This is a genomic window from Dactylosporangium sp. CA-092794, assembly GCF_050948465.1.
Taxonomy (GTDB): domain Bacteria; phylum Actinomycetota; class Actinomycetes; order Mycobacteriales; family Micromonosporaceae; genus Dactylosporangium.
The window spans coordinates 11355267-11372855 of sequence record NZ_CP192044.1 but is presented as its reverse complement, the minus strand read 5'-3'; the positions used below and the strand labels follow the sequence as shown (position 1 = coordinate 11372855).

Annotated in this window: 16 protein-coding genes and 1 pseudogene; 12 read left to right on the top strand and 5 right to left on the bottom strand. The window is 72.1% G+C overall.

Annotation, left to right across the window (positions count from 1 at the left end; translation table 11 throughout):
* Window positions 1-352: 352 nt before the first annotated feature.
* The gene (locus ACQPXD_RS49165) at window positions 353-880 is read right to left on the bottom strand and encodes a hypothetical protein (protein WP_432830912.1); all 528 of its coding nucleotides are present in this window, start codon (window positions 878-880) and stop codon (window positions 353-355) included.
* A complete protein-coding gene (locus tag ACQPXD_RS49160; protein WP_432830910.1) occupies window positions 880-1017 on the bottom strand; it encodes a hypothetical protein in 138 nt (45 codons plus the stop codon). Before ACQPXD_RS49160 ends, ACQPXD_RS49165 begins: the two co-directional genes overlap by 1 nt.
* A gap of 878 nt (window positions 1018-1895) precedes the next feature.
* On the opposite strand from ACQPXD_RS49160, the gene ACQPXD_RS49155 reads away from it, so the two are divergent.
* The 3 genes and pseudogenes from ACQPXD_RS49155 (at window position 1896) to ACQPXD_RS49145 (ending at window position 3317) form a co-directional block, all read left to right on the top strand.
* Window positions 1896-2123, top strand: coding sequence for a hypothetical protein (locus ACQPXD_RS49155; protein ID WP_432830908.1), 228 nt, complete (start codon window positions 1896-1898; stop codon window positions 2121-2123).
* A pseudogene (locus tag ACQPXD_RS49150) lies at window positions 2120-2401 on the top strand (sigma-70 family RNA polymerase sigma factor); the annotation flags it as partial. The gene ACQPXD_RS49155 and the pseudogene ACQPXD_RS49150, both read left to right, overlap by 4 nt.
* A 565-nt stretch (window positions 2402-2966) precedes the next feature.
* Entirely contained in the window at window positions 2967-3317 is a 351-nt protein-coding gene (locus ACQPXD_RS49145; protein ID WP_432830906.1) for a hypothetical protein, read from the top strand.
* Window positions 3318-3333: 16 nt separating this feature from the next.
* On the opposite strand, the gene ACQPXD_RS49140 is transcribed toward ACQPXD_RS49145, so the two are convergent.
* From ACQPXD_RS49140 to ACQPXD_RS49130, 3 genes are all read right to left on the bottom strand, one after another.
* Complete coding sequence (locus ACQPXD_RS49140) at window positions 3334-3651, bottom strand: recombinase family protein (protein WP_432830904.1); 318 nt, start codon at window positions 3649-3651, stop codon at window positions 3334-3336.
* Between the two features lie 588 nt (window positions 3652-4239).
* A complete protein-coding gene (locus tag ACQPXD_RS49135; RefSeq protein WP_432830902.1) occupies window positions 4240-5244 on the bottom strand; it encodes a TRM11 family SAM-dependent methyltransferase in 1005 nt (334 codons plus the stop codon).
* Window positions 5237-6106 carry a hypothetical protein gene (locus ACQPXD_RS49130; protein ID WP_432830900.1) on the bottom strand — a complete coding sequence of 290 codons (870 nt, stop codon included), beginning with the start codon at window positions 6104-6106 and terminating at the stop codon, window positions 5237-5239. The genes ACQPXD_RS49135 and ACQPXD_RS49130 overlap by 8 nt, the downstream gene beginning before the upstream one ends.
* Before the next feature lie 493 nt (window positions 6107-6599).
* Here ACQPXD_RS49130 and ACQPXD_RS49125 point away from each other — a divergent pair, with 493 nt between their 5' ends.
* The 9 genes from ACQPXD_RS49125 (at window position 6600) to ACQPXD_RS49085 (ending at window position 17416) form a co-directional block, all read left to right on the top strand.
* Window positions 6600-6884 (top strand): hypothetical protein, encoded by a 285-nt coding sequence (locus ACQPXD_RS49125; protein WP_432830898.1) that lies wholly within the window; start codon window positions 6600-6602, stop codon window positions 6882-6884.
* A gap of 519 nt (window positions 6885-7403) precedes the next feature.
* Window positions 7404-7670, top strand: a complete 267-nt coding sequence (locus ACQPXD_RS49120; protein WP_432830896.1) for a hypothetical protein — start codon at window positions 7404-7406, stop codon at window positions 7668-7670.
* A 531-nt stretch (window positions 7671-8201) separates the two neighbouring features.
* Window positions 8202-9128 (top strand): hypothetical protein, encoded by a 927-nt coding sequence (locus ACQPXD_RS49115; RefSeq protein WP_432830894.1) that lies wholly within the window; start codon window positions 8202-8204, stop codon window positions 9126-9128.
* Window positions 9129-9142: 14 nt separating this feature from the next.
* Window positions 9143-9715, top strand: coding sequence for a hypothetical protein (locus ACQPXD_RS49110; protein WP_432830892.1), 573 nt, complete (start codon window positions 9143-9145; stop codon window positions 9713-9715).
* Window positions 9716-10257: 542 nt separating this feature from the next.
* Window positions 10258-10614, top strand: a complete 357-nt coding sequence (locus ACQPXD_RS49105; RefSeq protein ID WP_432830890.1) for a pilin — start codon at window positions 10258-10260, stop codon at window positions 10612-10614.
* A gap of 1 nt (window position 10615) precedes the next feature.
* Entirely contained in the window at window positions 10616-11968 is a 1353-nt protein-coding gene (locus ACQPXD_RS49100) for a conjugal transfer protein TrbL family protein (protein WP_432830888.1), read from the top strand.
* Between the two features lie 107 nt (window positions 11969-12075).
* Complete coding sequence (locus ACQPXD_RS49095) at window positions 12076-13023, top strand: PrgI family protein (RefSeq protein WP_432830886.1); 948 nt, start codon at window positions 12076-12078, stop codon at window positions 13021-13023.
* Window positions 13020-14852 carry a VirB4 family type IV secretion system protein gene (locus tag ACQPXD_RS49090; protein WP_432830884.1) on the top strand — a complete coding sequence of 611 codons (1833 nt, stop codon included), beginning with the start codon at window positions 13020-13022 and terminating at the stop codon, window positions 14850-14852. Before ACQPXD_RS49095 ends, ACQPXD_RS49090 begins: the two co-directional genes overlap by 4 nt.
* A gap of 62 nt (window positions 14853-14914) precedes the next feature.
* Window positions 14915-17416 carry a type IV secretory system conjugative DNA transfer family protein gene (locus tag ACQPXD_RS49085; RefSeq protein WP_432830882.1) on the top strand — a complete coding sequence of 834 codons (2502 nt, stop codon included), beginning with the start codon at window positions 14915-14917 and terminating at the stop codon, window positions 17414-17416.
* Window positions 17417-17589 lie beyond the last annotated feature (173 nt).

Here is a 17589-nt window from a genome sequence, read left to right as displayed (position 1 = left end):
ACCGCCGGCCAAGCCACCAGCAGATTTGCGGTCCTCTGTGGAGATCGGCCGGTGCAGCTGGCGAGTATACACACGGGTCGCACTTGCAAACCGGTGCGCGACCACTTGTGCTCAAGCAGCATGCGCCTCGACTTCTGTGACGCGGCCAGCTGGCGGTGCAATTCGAGCATGCCGTCGCCGACGCCGAGGGCGTCGAGATCGCCGATCGTCAGCGTGTAGCGCCGGATCACGCTGGTGTCTCCACCGTTGTTGTGCTGGCCGTGCGCAACCGCAGGAGGCCCGCGGTGAGGCGGCGCGGGATGTGTGCGATGAGCGCAAAGAGGTCGGGGCAGTACACGGATGGGTTGTCGAGCTAGCCGGAGCGGAACCGGTGGGCCGCAGGCCGCCGCCACAGACGCGTACCACGGGGCACGACCTTGTAGGTAGCACAGAGCCCGCGGAGCCCGGTCGGGGCGGTCCAGGCCGGATGGGCGAGCACGTCGGCGAGGTCGTGGGCGAAGACGTTAAGGCCAGTCTCCGCGCCGCCGTCCGTGGTGATCTTGAAGAAGTCGTTGTGCCCGATCGAGACGTCGGACTCAATGGTCACCGTCATGTCCCGCCCCAGGCCGACGACCTCACTCTCGCCGTGCCCGCCGAACAGCAGATCGCCGATCGACTCGAAGATCTGGATCGAGGTTTCCCGGAGCAGTGCGTCGCACCAGCGGTCGAAGACCGCTGCCAGCCAGCCAACCGGCGTAGGGCGTGGCGGCCTGATCGGCGCCGCGACCGGCGGCGGACGGTCCCACGTCCCATGCGGCAGCAGCAGATCCATCCGGGGCGAGGCGAAGCGGAGGAGGTCCTCGTACACCAGTGTGGGATGGTTGTCGGTATCGATGTGCACTACAGGCCGGCGTAGAGGTCGGTCTCGCTGCGCAGCAGGTTCAGGCCGCGTGCCACGAGGTCGAAGCTCTCCCGGCCGTTCGCGTAGCGCCGGTGGCGGAAGGGGGCGCGCGCACCGCCGTCGAGTGAGACGCTCACCCGGATTCCGTGCCGCCGAAACACCTCGAGAAATGCCGCGTCGATGAGCGTCCCGTTGGTCTGTCGACGAACGACACCGGCCAAGCACGGTGTCGCGCAGGATCGAGGCGACGCGGTCGATGCCGTCGGTGCCGGCGAGTAGCTGTTCTCCGCCGTTGGAAGACGATCTCCAGGCCGCTCGGACCGCGGGCGGCGGCGTAGTCACCGGGGCGGCGAGCGGACTGTACGACGACCGCCTCCGACATCGCTTCCAGCTCTGGTCGCCATGCTCATAGAGGTAGCAACAGTCGCACTGAGGTTGCAACGGCCGTTCAGTTTTTAGGATGAATTGGCCGATCGGGGCCGCGCTGCCGGTCATGGCGGATGTCCCGCCCAGAGGCCGCGTTGAACCGCGAAGCACTATCGGATTCGTCGCGACCAGTCGGGCCCCCAGCCGGCCCGAGCGCGCTGCACCGCCCGGGATCTGCTCGGGGCTGGCCTGGTCGGCAGCACAGCCCGGTGCGATGCGGCACGGTTTTGTCGGCGCCCGTCTGCCAGCACGTTGCCGCGCCATAACGCCAGCCGCCCCCGCAGTTGCTTGTCAAGCGCGAATCGCCGCCGCGCGTCACCTGCGCTACGCGAGCGTGACTGGTCACGGGTGTCACAAAACCGCCCGACCGGCGCGTATTTTCGTTGAGCTGGGAAAACAACGGTCCGATGGGGGCTTTGCCGCCCGGCTTTTTTGCGATAGGCTCTCATCGCCGCGAAGGACTATGCGTAAGTACAATCGATCAAGCCCTTGACCTTGGAGGTCAGGGGCTTTTTTGTTGCCCAAAACAAGCTGCCCAACCCCTCGGTGTCGCGTACACCGGGGGGTTTCGTCGTCTCTGGAGGTCGTTGTGTCGCTGATGCTCGTGTTCCTGCTGATCTCCCCCTTCCTTGCTCTTGCGGTCGGCCTCTGCCTCGTGTGGCTTGCCGCGATCCGACGTGCTCGGCCCGAAGACCTTCCCACTGTTCTAGCGGTGTTCGTCTCGGCGTTCCGCCCGCTCGTTGACCGCCTCCCGCAGAGGCCCGAGGACCGCCGCGGCATTATTGAGCCCGGCGACGACTCAGGGCGTGCTGAATGACTAGAAAACGGGCAAATAATTCTACTTCGGCCGATTCGATACTCACGTCCATCGAGGTTGCCCGTGGCCTCGCCGAGGCAATCAATAGTTTGACTGAGCGCGAGAAGGTCGTTATCCAACTGCGTTTCGGCCTGGTCAGCGACATGGTCCCGCGATCTCTCGACGAGGTCGGTCGGCGGCTAGGCGTTACCCGTGAGCGGATTCGCCAGATCGAGGCGAAGACGATGTCTAAGCTGCGACACCCTCGCCATCGCGCTGGAACCTTGCGTGACTTCGTCGGTGTCGAGCTTCGTCACATTCCCGCGGACCTGCGACGAGCGCTCTTCGGGGACGAAACGGCCAGCCTTACCGCGCTGACCTGGTGTGATGCGCATGGTTGGCAGGAGCCTCCGCAGAATTCGGGGATCTGCGGGTGCTGCCCATGCCCGGTGCCGCCGTCGGCACCTACTGGTCGGCCACGGAAGTACTGTTCACCTCGCTGTCGGCAGAGAGCCAGTCGGCAGCGACGAAAGGACGCCGCCCGCGTAAGCGGCGACGATGCAGCGGTGAACGGATCCGAGCCAATGTGACGCGCCACGGACGTGGCGACGAAATCGGTCCAATGTGGACGTGCTTGCCGGAAGGTCAACTACCGCTTGGTCCCCGGAGGTCCGTTCGACCTGTTGCCCATCATCCTACGGCCGTTCCTGCACGACCTCGTCGGCGTGCCACCCGCGGGCCGCCACCCACACTCCGTGACATCCTGCGGTGGCAGTGCCGGTGGATCGCATTGCGGCATCCCGCAACCTCCACCATCGCTCCGCCGCACCTTGGCGGCCTCCTGCAGAGGCTGCCCAGCTGCCCATGCCCGTGCAGCGCCTACTGTGGGTCGCCGCATTGATCGGCCCGTCGTGCGGGCTGCAGGACGTCGCCCGGCTGATGCAGTGCCCGCCCGCAGCGCTGACGCCGGATCTGGCCGAGGCGATTCGTGCCCGCGTACTCGTCACGGTTGTTGAGCAAGGCAACGACAACCACCTCCTCATGTTCGCCAGCGACGACCTGCACCAGGGAGTATGCAACTCGCTGCCCTGCCCTGCCCTGCCCTGCCCTGCCCTGCCCTGCCCTGCCCTGGAAGCACTGTCCTCTGAGCTGGACGGTAGGCCGCTCAGTTGGGCGGCCTACGGGCGGCGCAGGTGGTGGCGCGACGCGCCGTGACGGTCCTCTCCTTCCCTTAGCCGCATTCGTCCAGCCGTGGGCACGCGGCCCAGCGCGCGTGGCGGAGGCGACGGCGGCAAGCGCATTCGACGCGGTGTGCGGCCTGGCCGGCGGCCTCGTTCTCGGCGATCGCGGTCAGTATCGCCAGCAGTAGCCGGTCGGCCGACCGGGTCGTGTTCACCGCGCCGTCCGCGGTGGCAATGGCCACGCCGGCGCGGTCCAGGTCGATCAGCAGCCCCGGTGACCCGGGCAGGCCGCGACCGAGCCGGTCCAGGTTTTCGGTGAGCAGGAGGTCGAACTGCGGAGCGCGGGCGTCGGCGACCGCCTGCCGCAAGGGCAGGCCCGGTGCGGCGGGCGTCGCTGCCGTACTCGGCGTGCTCGGCAACCGGGTACTAGTCGGGGTGGCTGAGTAGGAACATCTGCAGCCGGATTTCCTGTCCTGGTGGGGGAGGAGGAGGCATACAGGGTCGCGGGTGCGCGTCTATGGCGCGACCCGGCGCGGGCGATGGGTACCGATGGCGGTAGTGGGCATGGTGATCTCCAACACTGAAAGGGATGTGCAGGGAAACCTGGGCGGGGCCGGGCGGCGGGGAGCCTCGCCAGCCCGGCCCCGCGTCTGGGTCAGCCGGTCAGTGACCGGCCGTGGTGTGCCTGCCGCTGCAACCAGGCGACGATCATGGCGGACAGCGCCTTGACCGCCTGTTGAGGCTGGTCTGCGGTGATCGGCACGGTGTCCGGTCAGGACCAGCCGCAGCACCCGGTTGGCTTCCGGGTCTGGCCGTTCCCGGCCGGGCCGGGCTGGCGGGGACGGTAGCGCGACTCGCGCCGCGGTGCCGACCCCTGCTCTTCGCCCCGGATCCGAGCCGTCCGGAGTGTGGGCTGGGGCCGGACGGGCGCGGCGGGGCGCGGCGCGGCGGCGTGCTCACGCTGACCGCCCGGGCGCGGCCAGAACATCGCTGGGGGCCTGCAGCAGGGCGATGTCGTCGTGCTGGATGAGGCTGACCGGGATGCCCTTGCGGCGGCTGGCCCGGGCCACATGCAGCTGGAAGAACGAATGACGTGCGAGCAGCCTGCCGTCGCGGACCGCGGCGTGCACCGCGCGGCGGCACCCGACGAGCTCGAGCCCGGCGGCCAGACCGGCCTGGATGGTCTGGCCGGGCAGGTCGACCAGGAAGTGGTCGCGTCGCCACGGCCGGGCCACCACGGCGATGATCCCGCCGGCTTTGAGCAGCGGGACGCAGCCGGCCAGCACAGCGGTGATGCCGTCCAGCAGCGCGTCGCGCCCGCGGTGGGCCAGGTTCGCCGGGGCCGCCGCCACCGGGCCGGCGGCCTCGCCGTCGGTGGCGCCGTGCGGTGGGCGCTGGCTGTAGGTGTTGTGGAAGCGGGCCAATGGCCCGCGCCTGTGCTCGACCCGCCCGTGCATGGTCTTGCCGTACGGCGGTGAGGTGAGCACCAGGCTGACCTGGCCGCGCAGTTCGGTGGGCACGCCGCGGGGGAGCACGGTGGCGTCGCCGCGCAGGACTCGGCCGTGGCCGGTGCCGCCCTGGCGGCGGGCCAGGTCGATGTTGGCCCGGGCGAGCGCGACCCATCCGGGTTCGTACTCCATGCCCAGGGCGTTGCGGCCGGCGTGGATGGCCTCGACCAGGGTGGTGCCGGTCCCGGCCAGGGGGTCGAAGACCAGGTCGCCGGGGCGGGTGTAGTCGCCGATGAGGGCGGCGGCCAGGTCGGGGGCCATCCGGGCCGGGTGCGCCCCGGACCCGGCGACGTACCGGCCGTGCCGCTGCCGGGCCAGGCTGCGTTGCCCGACCAGGATCACCGACAACAGCGGCGCTGACGGCGACAATGGTGTGTCGCCGCAGCCGGCGGGCGACCCGCCCGCACCGGCCAGGGCGGATGTCGCGACATACGGGCGGGCGTACTCAGCCATGCCGGCTGCCCCGACTCACGAACACAAACAAGTCCAGATGCACCCTGAGATGGGCGGCGGCGCGCAGCAGCGCCGGGTCGGCGGGTGCGGCGCGCCAGGTGATGTGCGGCCCGACGATCGGGGCGGTGATCGCGACGATGTGCTGTAGCCAGCCGAGGCCGGCCTGGTGCGCCGCCGGGATGAGTGCGCTGCTGTGCTCGACGAAGGTCTGCTGTGGCGGCAGCCCGGCGAGGGCGACGATGGTGCAGCCGCCTGGGCTCATCAGCCGCCGGCAGGCGCCGAACATCGCGACCAGGCTGTCCCGGCTCAGTACTCCGCTCATCTGGTGGCTCGTTGTGCCGGGCCGGTTGGGTGGCGGCCAGGGCAGCACGATCAGCGCGACCGTGCCGGCGGCCTGGTCGAGGCCGGCGAGTTGGTCGGGGTGGTCGAGGCTGTGGTAGCGGCGAGCGCCGGCGCCGGCCGCACCGGCCAGGGCGGGTTCGTGGCCGATCGACACGATCGTGTCGCCGGGGCGGGTGTGGGTGCCGACGAGCAGCGCGGCCAGCCGTGGGGTGAGCGCGTCGGCGCGCTGGCGGCTCCATTGGGCGTCGACGTCGGCGACGCGCCAGACCGCGATCGGGACCGGTGGGTCGCCGGGGACGACGTCGATGTCGCCGCTTGCGATCAGTTCGGAGAGCGTGAGCGGGTCATCGGCATCTGGTGTGTACCCAGTGTCCGGGCCGGGGCTGTCCGGGATGCGCGGGTCAAGGTGGTGCGGCTGGTCGGGCTGGGGTGCGGTGCGACGTTCGCGGTCGTCGTCGGGGCGGTCGTGGTGGTCGGCCATGGGCGGGTGCGGTTCCCGCGCGGGGTGGCTGGTGTTCACGCCCACCCATGGCCCAACTGGACCCCCGCCCGCAGCGGTCGACGGGGCAGGCAACCCAACCGGCACCCAACCGGCGCTAGGCGATCCCAACTGGGTTGGATGGCGATACCCAGCTCGGTTGGGTACCGCCGCGGGCGCGACCCAACCGGACTCGTCGGGTGCCTAGCTGGCCGGTGGTTGGGCAGCCAACCAGCCCGGCGTTGCGACCGGCGGCCGCTCAACCGGGGTGCCTGCCTGTGATGGGTACGGCCGTCGCTGCGGGGCGTGCTCGCTGGTTGACGGCCGCGCCGAACCGCCACGCCGTTGGTTTCAGCGCTCCGTTCCAGCCCGTGATCGTGTCCGGTGCCGCGGCGGGCATCACCGGTACCGGTGCGGGCGCGGCCGGTACCGGTGTGGCGCCCGCCGGTACCCGCGTGTGGGCCGCCTCAAACGGCGACCAGGCACACCGCCGGGCCGGTACCGGTCGCGGCGCCGCCGGTTCCGGTACCGGTTGGTGATCGAATGGCGCGCCCGCCGCAGGCGCGCCCGCTCCGTAATTGGTACGGATGGTTCCTGCGCGGACCGGTTGATGCACCGTGCGGTCGGCGACAACTCCTTTGACGGTGGTGTGGAGGCGATCGGCCGCGCTGTGGTCGCCATCAACATCCCTCGCTGGTGGTGGCGTGGCCGGTGGGCGACCGATGTAGATGCGTACGCCGCGATATCCGGATACTGGATTCGTGCGATGCCGGCCGAGTCCGGCGCCGACAGTGCGGTGACGATGCGTATCGGCCGATGATCCTCGCGGTGGCCGGGGCCGGACGGCCACCGGGCGGTACCGGGCGGGCGGACCGGTCACTGCAGGGCGGTACGCGTACCGGTGCCATCGGCGTGCACCCGTGGCCTGCCGGTGCCGGTGCCGGTCCGGTCAGTGGGCGGGTACCAGTACGGCCCGGTCACCGGTCGCGGTATCGGGTGCGGTACGGCGCCGGACGTCCACCGTTACCGCACCGAGTTCCGTACTGCACCGGGGGTCGCCGGTACCGGTTACCCAGTGCCCATACCGGCCGCCACCGCCTGATCGCTGGACCCTGGAACCCCGGGACCGTCGCCGTCCGGCCCGAGCGCTGGCGACGTGCTGCGGACTGCCTTCACCGGCGGCCGGTCGGCCGCACCGGTGTGGCAGGGCGAGGGGGTGCCCCGTTGTCTGGTGGCCGGGGTATTGGACGTGTTAAGTCCACCATCGCCCGGCAGTACGTGCCTGGAGCCACCACGCGTTCAGCGCCGACACCGTCCTGCTCGGGTAGTGCGACGTCCAGTGGCGGCGGGTGACCCGGCCGGCCCGCCCGGACACGCCTGGCTGTCCGTGCACCAGTGGCGGTGGGATCCCGGCCGACTGGAGGAGATCATCGCCGAGGCCGAGCAGGTCGGTGCGGCATCGCTGTGGCTGTGCGGCCAGGCCAGCAACGCCCTGGAATTGGCGGCCCGGCTCGACGCGGTGTTCCTCCTGAACATTGACCAGGAGACGATTGGCCGGGCGGATGCAACGTGCGGAGCGCGGCAACGACTTCGGCCGGCTCGATGACAGCCTGGATGCCGCCCTCAACGCGTAGCTGCCATTCGTGGCCGGGCGGCGACGGCTCGGTGCGCTGAGCGTCGAGGCCATCCGAGAGGGTGGTCACCGTCGCCGAAGACCTGCTACTGACCGCGGCGACGGCGGTGCTGCGTCCCCGGTAGCCGCTGTCGGCCGATCCGGGCGCAGTCAGGCCCCGCCAGTTCGGCGGTCCGGCGTGGCGCCCAGTTGGGTAGCGGCTTTCCAACGGACCCAACGCGGCCCCTGCGAGGTGCGCAAACGTCACCGGCTCCGCCGGCGGCGGCACCGCCGCCCCGGCGACGGTCCAGCGTTCCGGGCCGACGCCCGCCAACGGGCCTGAGCTGGACCCAACCACCCAACAAACAAGCAGCGTTCGGCGTCACCGTCATGATCCGGTTGGGTGGTCGCGGGTTGGCCAACCCGTTGGGTTGGCATGCGGCCATGAACGGCGACCAACGTCCGACACGGCCCCTTTTTTCGTGGCCGGGTACGGAGCGTTCCGCCTGACACGGGAGCCCACCGATGACCACACCACAGTCCCGACGCCAGTCGCGGCAGCCGTCCCGGCCGTATTCGCGGTCGGGTCGCCGGTCGACCGGCCGGCCCTGGCCGACCACCGCCCTCGATGCCGCGCAGCGCGCCTTCGACCTGCTGGTCTGCCCACCCGCCCCCCTCGCCGTTGACGGGCGCGGCTTCGCGGGCCTGCCCGACCGGATCCTGCCCCTCGACGAGCTGAAGAAGCTGCTCATCAACGACGCCACCTCCCGGTCGGTCCGCGACGCGGTGTGGCGGGAACTGGTCGTGCGGGCCCGCCGCGACGGCCCGGCCTGGGTCATTGCCGCGGTCGGTATCGCCATGCCCGGGCTGCGCCGCACGGCAGGTCTGCTGGCCAAAGGCTGGCCCGGAGACTCGAGCGACCGCGACAGCGAACTCCTCGCCGCGTTTGTGGACCGGCTCCGCAGCATCGACCTGCGTGACACCCGGATTGCCGGGAAGCTGATCGACGCCGGCGCCCGCGCGGTCAAGGCCGCCCGGGCCCGCGAGGAGGGGGCCGACGCGATTCGGGTGCACGCCACTTGGTCGATGCCGCCGCAGCAGCCCTGGGACCATCCGGACTGGGTGCTGACTCGGGCGGTGGCGCAGGCGGTCATCGACCCTGACGAGTACCTGCTGATCGCTGGCACTCGCTTGGACGAGCTCGCCCTGGCCACGGTGGCGGACAAGCTCGGCCTCGCCGTCTCGCTCGCTGCGGCGTGGCGGCGCAAGGCGGAGCTGCGTCTGGCCGAGGCGATCCGCGCCGGTGAACTGGACTGGGTGCCGCTGGTGCCGCTGACGACGGGCAGCCCCGACCCGGATGCCGGCTTGGACTTCGGGCTGGGTCTCGGCGACGCCCCGGCGGTCGCCGGCGACAGTGCCGCGTTGGTGACCGCCACGCCGGCGAGTCGGTAGGGCGGTGCCGAGCCATGCCATCGACAGACGCGCAGTCGGCCGGCGCAGCGCCGGGCCGCGCCAGGGCACGGCACTGCGACGGGCCGGGGCCGTTCCCGATCGTCGTGGTGCGCCCGGCCACCGCGATCCTGCCGGGCTACCTGCGCCGGCACCAGCCGTGGCAGCGTGCTGCCAACCAGCTCGCCGCTGCGCTGACCGAACAGTCCCGCGCCGCGCTCGGCCCCGGCCATCTCGTCGACGACGGCATGAGTGTCAACCTCGACGATCCCCACGCCTTCCTGCTGTGGCTGCCGGGGCGGGAGGTGGTGGGCAACATCATCCGGTACGCCCGGGTGCTGGCCGCCGCCCCGCCGCCGGGGGCGGTGCGGATCGGCCGGGACTATCGGGGCCGACCGGTCGTGGCGGTGCTGCACGCGGCACGGTGGAGCCTGGTGCTGCGCCGCGCGGACCCCGGCCCGGCGGTGTGGGTGTTCCTTGCCGCCGTCGGCCCGCTCGGTCTCCGCTGCCACGGCTTCGGCGAGCTCGGCGCCGCGTGGGACGCGATGACCCGTGACGTCTACGCCACCCTGGCCGGCGGCATCGGCTGACCGCATCGCTCACCGCCGGCCAGCGGCGTGCGGTCCGGCCAACACTGCGGGGCGGCGACCTTCCCGGGTCGTCGCCTCGCCTGTTGGCGTTTGCGGCGCGGCTGCTCGGGCCTGACGCGCGATCGTGCACGCCTGGGCCGGTCGCGTTCGACAGTCCGCGACGCGTAACCGCCCCGGCAGCGTTCTGATCGGGTCGGTACACGACCCGCCACGCGACGGCGCCGGCCCAGCCATCCGGGTGCCCAGTTGAGTGAGTTGGGTGCCCGAGCCGGCCTCGGTGCTGTGTTGGGTACCCAACGGGAGCCCTTGGTGGGCAAGGAATCGCCACCGACCCTGAACGACCCGGGTCGCCGCGCGGTTTCCCGCGCCACCCCAGGGCCTGCGCGGAGGGCCGGCCGAGACGGCCGTGCTCACACCCGTTGTCGCTGGCATCCGTGACGGAGCAAGGCTCCCACGGCTTGCCCTTGCCGCTCCTGCGGTGACGCCTCCCATCCGCTCGTCGCGAACGCCCCAGGCAGCTGGGGCGGGAGGTGTGACCCACCATGCACCGCAAACCCAACTCCCGCAACGCCGTCCGGCGTGCCGCGACCATCGTCGCGGCCACCCTCCCGGCGCTGCTGATCGCGGCCACCCCCGCGTGGGCCGCCGACAGCATTCCCCTGGCGGTCAACGACCTGCCCACGGTCATCGGCAACCTGACCGCCTGGATCACCGGCATCATCGCCTCGGTCGCCACCTTGTTCCTGACCATCGGCGGCTCCCGGTACCTGATGGCCGGTGGTGATCCGTCCGAACTGGAGCGTGCCAAGGGCTCGCTCAAGGGCGCGGGGATCGGTTACGCCCTGGCGCTGCTGGCCCCGGTCATCCTGACCATCCTGCGCAACATCCTGGGCGGCTGATATGGCTGCCTGGCTGCTTGACCAAGCCATGACCTGGATCGCCAAAGCGATCCTGGCGACCCTCACCGCGCTGTGGGGACTGCTGTCCAGCAACGCGTTCACCACGCCGGATGTCAGCACGCTGCCGCAGGTCACCGCCATCACCACCAGGTCGATGATGGTGGTCAACGTCTGCTTCGTCCTGGCCGTCATCACCGCCGGGATCGTGGTCATGGCCAGCGGCACCGTGCCGTCCCGCTACGGCGTGGGTGAACTGGTGCCCCGGCTGGTGTTCGGGTGGATCGCGGCGAACTTCGCCATCCCGATCTGCCAGCACCTCGTCCAGTTCGCCAACGCGCTGACCCAGGCGCTCACCGGCGACAGCGTGACCTCCCAGGGCTCGCTGGTCCAGCTGCGGAACGTCACCTTCGACGCGATGAACAACCCGCCCAGCCAGTTCCTCGTTGTCGTCATCGGCCTGATCATCGCCGCGTTGACGGGGATGCTGCTGGTCACCTGGATTGTGCGCCTCGGTATGCTGATCGTGCTGGTGGGTATCAGTCCGCTCGCGCTGGCCTGCCATGCCACCCCGTACACCGATCCCGTGGCCCGGCTGTGGTGGCGCTCCATGCTGGCCATTCTCGCCACGGTGCTGCTGCAGGCCGTCGCGCTGCACACCGCTCTGTCGGTGTTCCTCGACCCGGACGCCAACGTGCCGCAACTGGGCCTGCCGCACGATCTGAACGGCACCTTCAACCTGTTCATCGTCATGTGCCTGCTGTGGGTGGTTGTCAAGATCCCTGGGCTGCTGCGCCGCTACGCGACCATGGGCGGTGGCCCCAACGTGGCCGGGATGATCATGCGGACGGTGCTGATCCAGCAGGTGACCGGTGCGCTGCGGCTGCCGGTGCGGCGCACCGGCGCCGCCCGGGCGGCGGCAACTTCGGCGGGCCGCGGCGGCCGGCCCGGTGGCGGCCGGACCCGGATGCCGTCCACGCTGGGCGCCGCCGGTACACCGTCGACCGGCGGCCGCCCTGGCGGCGGCACCGGCCGCGGCCCCCGGCCGCAGCCGGCCGGTGCCGGGCCGGGGCAGGTCGGTGTGGCCTGGCCCACCGGCCGGCCGGTACGGCCCTACACCTCGCAGGAGCTGGCTGCCGGGGTCGACTCCGGCTGGCGGGCCGTGCCCAGGCGGTCGGCGCCCGCCCTGCCGCGTTCGTCGCGGCCGCCGATCCGGGCCGCCGGGGTGCAACCGGCGCCGCCGGCTGGCCCGCGGCCGGTGCTCCCGGCCGGTGCCAACCCGGCCACCGCGATGCCCAAGAGCCGGCCGGTCCGGCCGCCGGTCCGCGGCCCGTGGAACACCCCACCCCGCCGCTGACGCCGCGCTGGTCCCGATATATCCGCCGGCGCCCGGCCGAGCTGCGTCGTGGGCCGTGGTGGCCGCGCCGGCTGCTTCCTCCCATCACCTGACCATAGGAGTCCATTGTGGACGACGAAGAAGTGCACGCCCGGGTACCGGCCGACATCGAGGCTCCCGACCGGATCGTGTGGGGCCTGACCGCCCGGCAGGTCGCGATCCTCGGCGCTGCCGCCGTGCTCGGTTACCTGATCCTCAAGTCCGTCGGCCGGGTTTTGCCGCTGCCGGCGGTGGCGATCCTGCTCATTCCCTTCGCCGGGGTGGCGGTCGCGCTCGCGTTGGGCCGCCGCGACGGCCTGCCGCTGGATGCGTGGCTGTGGGCCGCGATTATGCACCGGCGCACCCCGCGACGTGCGGCACCCGCCCCGGAAGGAGCGACCCGGGCACCCGTGTGGGCGCCGGCCGTTGCGGCGGACAGGCCGCCGCCGGCGGTGCTGCGGCTGCCCGCCGATGCGATCGGCGACGACGGCGTCATCGATCTCGGCGAGGGCGGGGCGACGGTGCTGGTCGCCGCGACCACCGTCAACGTGGGCCTGCGCACCGGGGCGGAACAGGCCGCCCTGGTCGGCTCCTACGCCCGCTGGCTCAACAGCCTGACCGGGCCGGTGCAGGTCGTGGTCTCCGCGCAGCGCGTCGACCTGACCAGCCACGCGATGCGGGTCGCCGACGCCGCCCATTCCCTGCCGCACCCGGCGCTGGCCGACGCGGCCCTCGATTACAGCGACTTCCTGCTCGACGTGGCCGCCCGCCGGGATCCGTTGTGGCGCACCGTCACCATCGCGCACACCGCACCGGGGGAGCGCGGCGCCGCCGCCGAGGCGATGCGCCGCGCCGAGCACACCGCCGCGACCCTGTCGACCCTCGGCGCGCAGACCCGGGTCCTCGACGGCGCGACCGCCGCGGCGGTGCTGACCGCGGCGGTCGACCCCTACCAGTACACCGACGCGTCCTGGCCGCGCACCCCCGTGCACCAGCCGGTCATCGGACCCCGCTTCGCCGAGGAGCTCAGCCCATGAGACGCACGAAGACAACCACGCCCGCGATCACGAACGGTGCCCCCGGCAGGGGGCGCCGTTCGTCGTTGGGCGGCGGCGACGACGCCGCGGCCCTGGCCGCGGCGATCGGCCCGGCCGCGGTGGAGTCCACCGCCAGGCACCTGCAGGTCGGCGACGGCTACACCGCCGTGCTGATCATCACCGGGTACCCGCCCGAGGTCGGCCTGGCCTGGCTCGACGCCCTCCTGGCCTGGCCGGGCCGGGTCGACGTCGTGCAGCACATCGAACCCATCCCCGCCGCTGCCGCGGCCACCCGGCTGCGGCGGCAGCGGGCCCGGCTGGAGTCCAACCGGCGCCTCGACTTCGACCACGGCCGCCTGGGTGACCCGGTCACCGACGCTGCCGCCGAAGACGCCGCCGACCTGGCCGACCGCCTCGCCCGCGGCGCCGCAAGGTTGTTCCGGGCCGGGCACTACCTGTGCGTCCACGCCCCCACCGAAACCGACCTGGTGGAGGCGGTCGCCGAGGTCCGGGCCGCCGCCGCGTCCGTGCTGCTCGATACGCAGCCGGCCACCTGGCGGCAGTTGCAGGGATGGACCAGCACCCTGCCGCTCGGCGTGGACTCGCTGCGGATGCGGCGGGTGTTCGACACCGACGCCCTGGCCGCCGCGTTCCCCCTCGCCAGCGCGGACCTGCCCGCCCCGCTGCCGGGGGAGCAGACCCCCGCCGGCGGCGTGCTGTACGGGCTGAACACCGCGTCCAACGGCGTCGTGTGGTGGGACCGCTGGTCCTGCGACAACCACAACTCGGTGGTCCTCGCCCGCTCCGGCGCGGGCAAGTCCTACCTGGTCAAGCTGGAAACCCTGCGCTCGCTCTACGACGGGGTGCAGGTGTCGATCATCGACCCTGAGGACGAGTACCTGCGGCTGTGCGACGCGGTCGGCGGCACCGCCATCCAGCTCGGCGCCCCGGGCATCCGGATCAACCCGCTCGACATTCCGGCCGGGGACCGCCGCGCCGACGCCCTCACCCGCCGGGCCCTGTTCATCCACACGCTCGTCGCAGTGTTGTTGGGGCAGCAGCCGCCACCGCAGGAGCAGGCCGCCCTGGACAAGGCGATCAGCGCCACCTACACGGTGGCCGGGATCAGCAACGACCCGGCCACCTGGACCCGGCCGGCGCCGCTGCTGCGCGATCTGGCCGCCACCCTGCAGGCCGCGGATGCCCCGGGGGCGCAGACCCTCGCCGCCCGGCTGTCGCCGTGGACCGAGGGCAGTTTCAAGGAGCTCTTCGACGGGCCGACGACCTTCCACCCGCGCGGGCACCTGGTGGTGTGGTCGACCCGGCAACTCGCCGACGAGCTGCGTGCCCCCGGCATGCTCCTCGCCCTCGACGCGATCTGGCGCGACGTCGACGTGCCCACCTCGAGCCGCGCCGACGGGCTCGGCGCACGCCGCCTCGTCGTGGTCGACGAAGCCTGGACCCTGCTCCGCGAAGGCGAGGGCGCCAAGTTCCTCTACCGCCTGGCCAAAGCGGCCCGCAAGCGGCGGGCCGGGGTCGCGGTGGTCACCCAGGACGCCGCCGACCTCCTCGGCTCCGACCTCGGGCAGGCGGTCATCGCCAACGCCGCCACCCAGATCCTGATGCGCCAAGCCCCACAGGCCATCGACCTCATCGCCGCCACGTTCGCGCTGACCGGCGGCGAGGCCCGCATGCTGCTGGCCGCCGGCCGCGGCGAGGCCCTGCTCCTGGCGGGCTCGCACCGGGTCGCGTTCCAGACCGTCGCCTCGGCCCGCGAGCACCAGCTCTGCGCCGGGCTGGCCGACCTGACCGACGACGCCGACCTGTAGCGGCCCATCGCCCTCTTCCCGCACCTCGTGTCTGTCCGCATTGGACTGTCTTGGAGTTTGTCATGCCTCCCACACCTGCACCGTCCCCGTCGCGGCCGGTGGACCCGAACATGGTGCCCACCGCACCGCACTCCCACCTGCTCGACCTGATCCAGGCCGCCGCCGGATGGGTCGCGCCCCGGCCGTGGCTGGCCGCCGTCCCGATCGTGCTCGCCGTGGCCGGCACCATCGCCTCGGCACGGGTCCGTGCCCTGCGGCACCGGCGGCTCGCACGGCACGCCCAGCAGGTCCACATCACCCCGCCGCCGGAGGTCGACCCGGCCGGCGCCGCCGCCTGGTGGGCCAACCTGTACGAGCTCCTCGCCCCCTCCGGGTGGCGGCGCTTGGTCTACGGCACCCCGCACGCCGCGCTGGAGTACCGGTGGACTGGCCGGGAGCTGACCATCTACGTGTGGCTGCCCGGCGCCGTGGCGGCCGGGCCGGTCGCCGCCGCGGTCCGCGCTGCCTGGCCCGGCGCCTCCGCCACCATCACCGAGGCCACCGCCCCGGTCCCCGTCCCCACCACGGACAACACCGTGCGGGACGAGGGCGGCGCCCTCGCCCCGGCGATGCCGGCCTGGTACCCCCTGGAAACCGACCACGACACCGACCCCACCCGGGCCCTCGTCGCGGCCGGTGCCGGCCTGGCCGCCGGCGAGCGCGCCTGCGTGCAGATCCTGGCCCGCCCCGCCGCACCCCGCCGCGTCACCCAGGCCCGGCGGGCTGCCGCCGGGCTACGCACCGGCCGGCCCCCCGGCGGCGGCCTGCTGGACCCGACCACTTGGCTGCGCGGCGGGTTGAACCTGGTCACCGAACTGCTGACCCCGTCCCGCAGCCACACGGCGCGGGGCGGCGGGTACGGGCGGGCGGCGCCGAGCGACCCGATCCGCGACCACGACGCCCGCCCCGCGATGGACAAGTCCCTCGCTCCGCAGTGGGAGGTCGGCATCCGCTACGCGGTCACCGTCCAACCCGGCCGTAGCACCGACCCGGACGCTGAGGCGATCCGCCGCCGGCTGGTCACCGTCGCCCACGGCGTCGGCTCCGCCTACGGCATCTACACCGGCCGCAACCGGCTGCGCCGCAGCAGATTGGCCCACCCGGCGGCGGTCCTCGCGCAGCGACGGTTCTCCCGGGGCTTCCTGCTGTCCGCCGACGAGCTCACCGTCCTGGCCGCGCTGCCCACCGACGTGGCCGTCCCCGGCCTCGACCGGGCCCGCGCCAAGGCCGTCCCCGCCCCGGTCGCCGTGCCCACCGGCGGGCGCGGCACCAAAGTCCTCGGCCGGGCCGAAGTCGGCGGCCACTCCGTGGCGCTGCGCGTGGTCGACGCGCGGGAGCACTTGCACGTGATCGGCGCCACCGGCTCCGGCAAGTCCACCGAGATGACCCACCTGGTCCTCGACGACATCAAAGCCCACCGCGGCGTTGTCGTCATCGACCCCAAAGGCGACCTCGCCCTCGACATCCTCGATCGGCTCCCCGCGACGGTCGCCGACCGGCTCGTGCTCATCGACCCGGACCAGGAGCGCGGCGCCACCCTCAACCCGCTGTCTGGGATCGACGACGACCTCGTCGTGGACAACATCGTCAGCATCTTCAGCAAGATCTTCCAGAGGCACTGGGGGCCTCGCATCGACGACGTGCTGCGGGTGGCGTGCCTGACCCTGATGCGCAAGGCCCGCGCCACCCTGACCCTGGTGCCGCCGCTGCTGCTGGACAAGCAGTTCCGGGCCGCGTTCACCCACGACCTCGACGATCCCGAAGGCTTGAAAGGGTTCTGGGAATGGTACGAGGGCACCCCACCCCCCGTCCGCTCCCAGATCATCGGCCCGGTGCTCGCACGGCTCCGGGCCTTTTTGTTGCGCGACTTCGTGAAAGACACCCTCGGCGTGCCCACGTCGAGCTTCGACATGGGCCGTGTCCTGGACGGTGGCATCCTCATCGCCCGCCTGCCCAAAGGGCAGATCGGCGAGGAGACCGCGAAGCTGATGGGCAGCTTCGTGTTCGCCTCGGTGTGGCAGGCGGCCACCGCCCGCGCCCGCATCCCGGAAGACCAGCGCCGCGACGCATCGGTGTACATCGACGAAGCGCACAACGTGCTGAATCTGGCCGGGTCGGTGGGGGACATGCTGGCCGAGGCCCGCGGCTATCGCCTGTCCCTGGTCCTCGCGCACCAGAACCTGACCCAGCTGCCGCGTGAGACCCAACTGGCGCTGTCGGCCAACGCCCGCAACAAGATGTTCTTCAACGTCAGTCCGGAGGACGCGCACCAGCTGGCGAGGCACACCCTGCCCGAGCTCGACGAGCATGACCTATCCCACCTGAATGCCTACACCACCGCCAGCCGCCTCGTCGTGGCCAACCGGGAAACCGCGGCGTTCACCATGCGTACCCGGCCGCCGCTGCCGATCATCGGCGAGACCACCGCCCTGCGTCAGGCCGTCGCCCGCCCCGACACCGACGACGAGCCGACCGGTATCGAGCAACTCGCCAGAGGGCCACGCCGCACCAGCGCCAAGCCGTGACCGCACCCCGAACCGGTCCGCACGAGGCGGGCAGCGGGGCAGGCGCACCAGCGGGTCAACCCCCGGGCGAACCCCGCGCCGCCCCACCTGTGATCAACAGCGCCCGTCGGTACCCAACCACGCTGGTAGGAGCCCATGACCAACGATCCGCGCCAACCCCGAAATATCCCTCA

Excerpts from the sequence above, each read along its gene's own strand:
- ACQPXD_RS49100 (WP_432830888.1), top strand. The coding sequence starts at position 10,616 with ATGGCTGCCTGGCTGCTTGACCAAGCCATGACCTGGATCGCCAAAGCG.
- ACQPXD_RS49145 (WP_432830906.1), top strand. The coding sequence starts at position 2,967 with ATGCCCGTGCAGCGCCTACTGTGGGTCGCCGCATTGATCGGCCCGTCG.
- ACQPXD_RS49115 (WP_432830894.1), top strand. The coding sequence starts at position 8,202 with ATGACCACACCACAGTCCCGACGCCAGTCGCGGCAGCCGTCCCGGCCG.
- ACQPXD_RS49085 (WP_432830882.1), top strand. The coding sequence starts at position 14,915 with ATGCCTCCCACACCTGCACCGTCCCCGTCGCGGCCGGTGGACCCGAAC.
- ACQPXD_RS49090 (WP_432830884.1), top strand. The coding sequence starts at position 13,020 with ATGAGACGCACGAAGACAACCACGCCCGCGATCACGAACGGTGCCCCC.
- ACQPXD_RS49135 (WP_432830902.1), bottom strand. The coding sequence starts at position 5,244 with ATGGCTGAGTACGCCCGCCCGTATGTCGCGACATCCGCCCTGGCCGGT.
- ACQPXD_RS49110 (WP_432830892.1), top strand. The coding sequence starts at position 9,143 with ATGCCATCGACAGACGCGCAGTCGGCCGGCGCAGCGCCGGGCCGCGCC.
- ACQPXD_RS49105 (WP_432830890.1), top strand. The coding sequence starts at position 10,258 with ATGCACCGCAAACCCAACTCCCGCAACGCCGTCCGGCGTGCCGCGACC.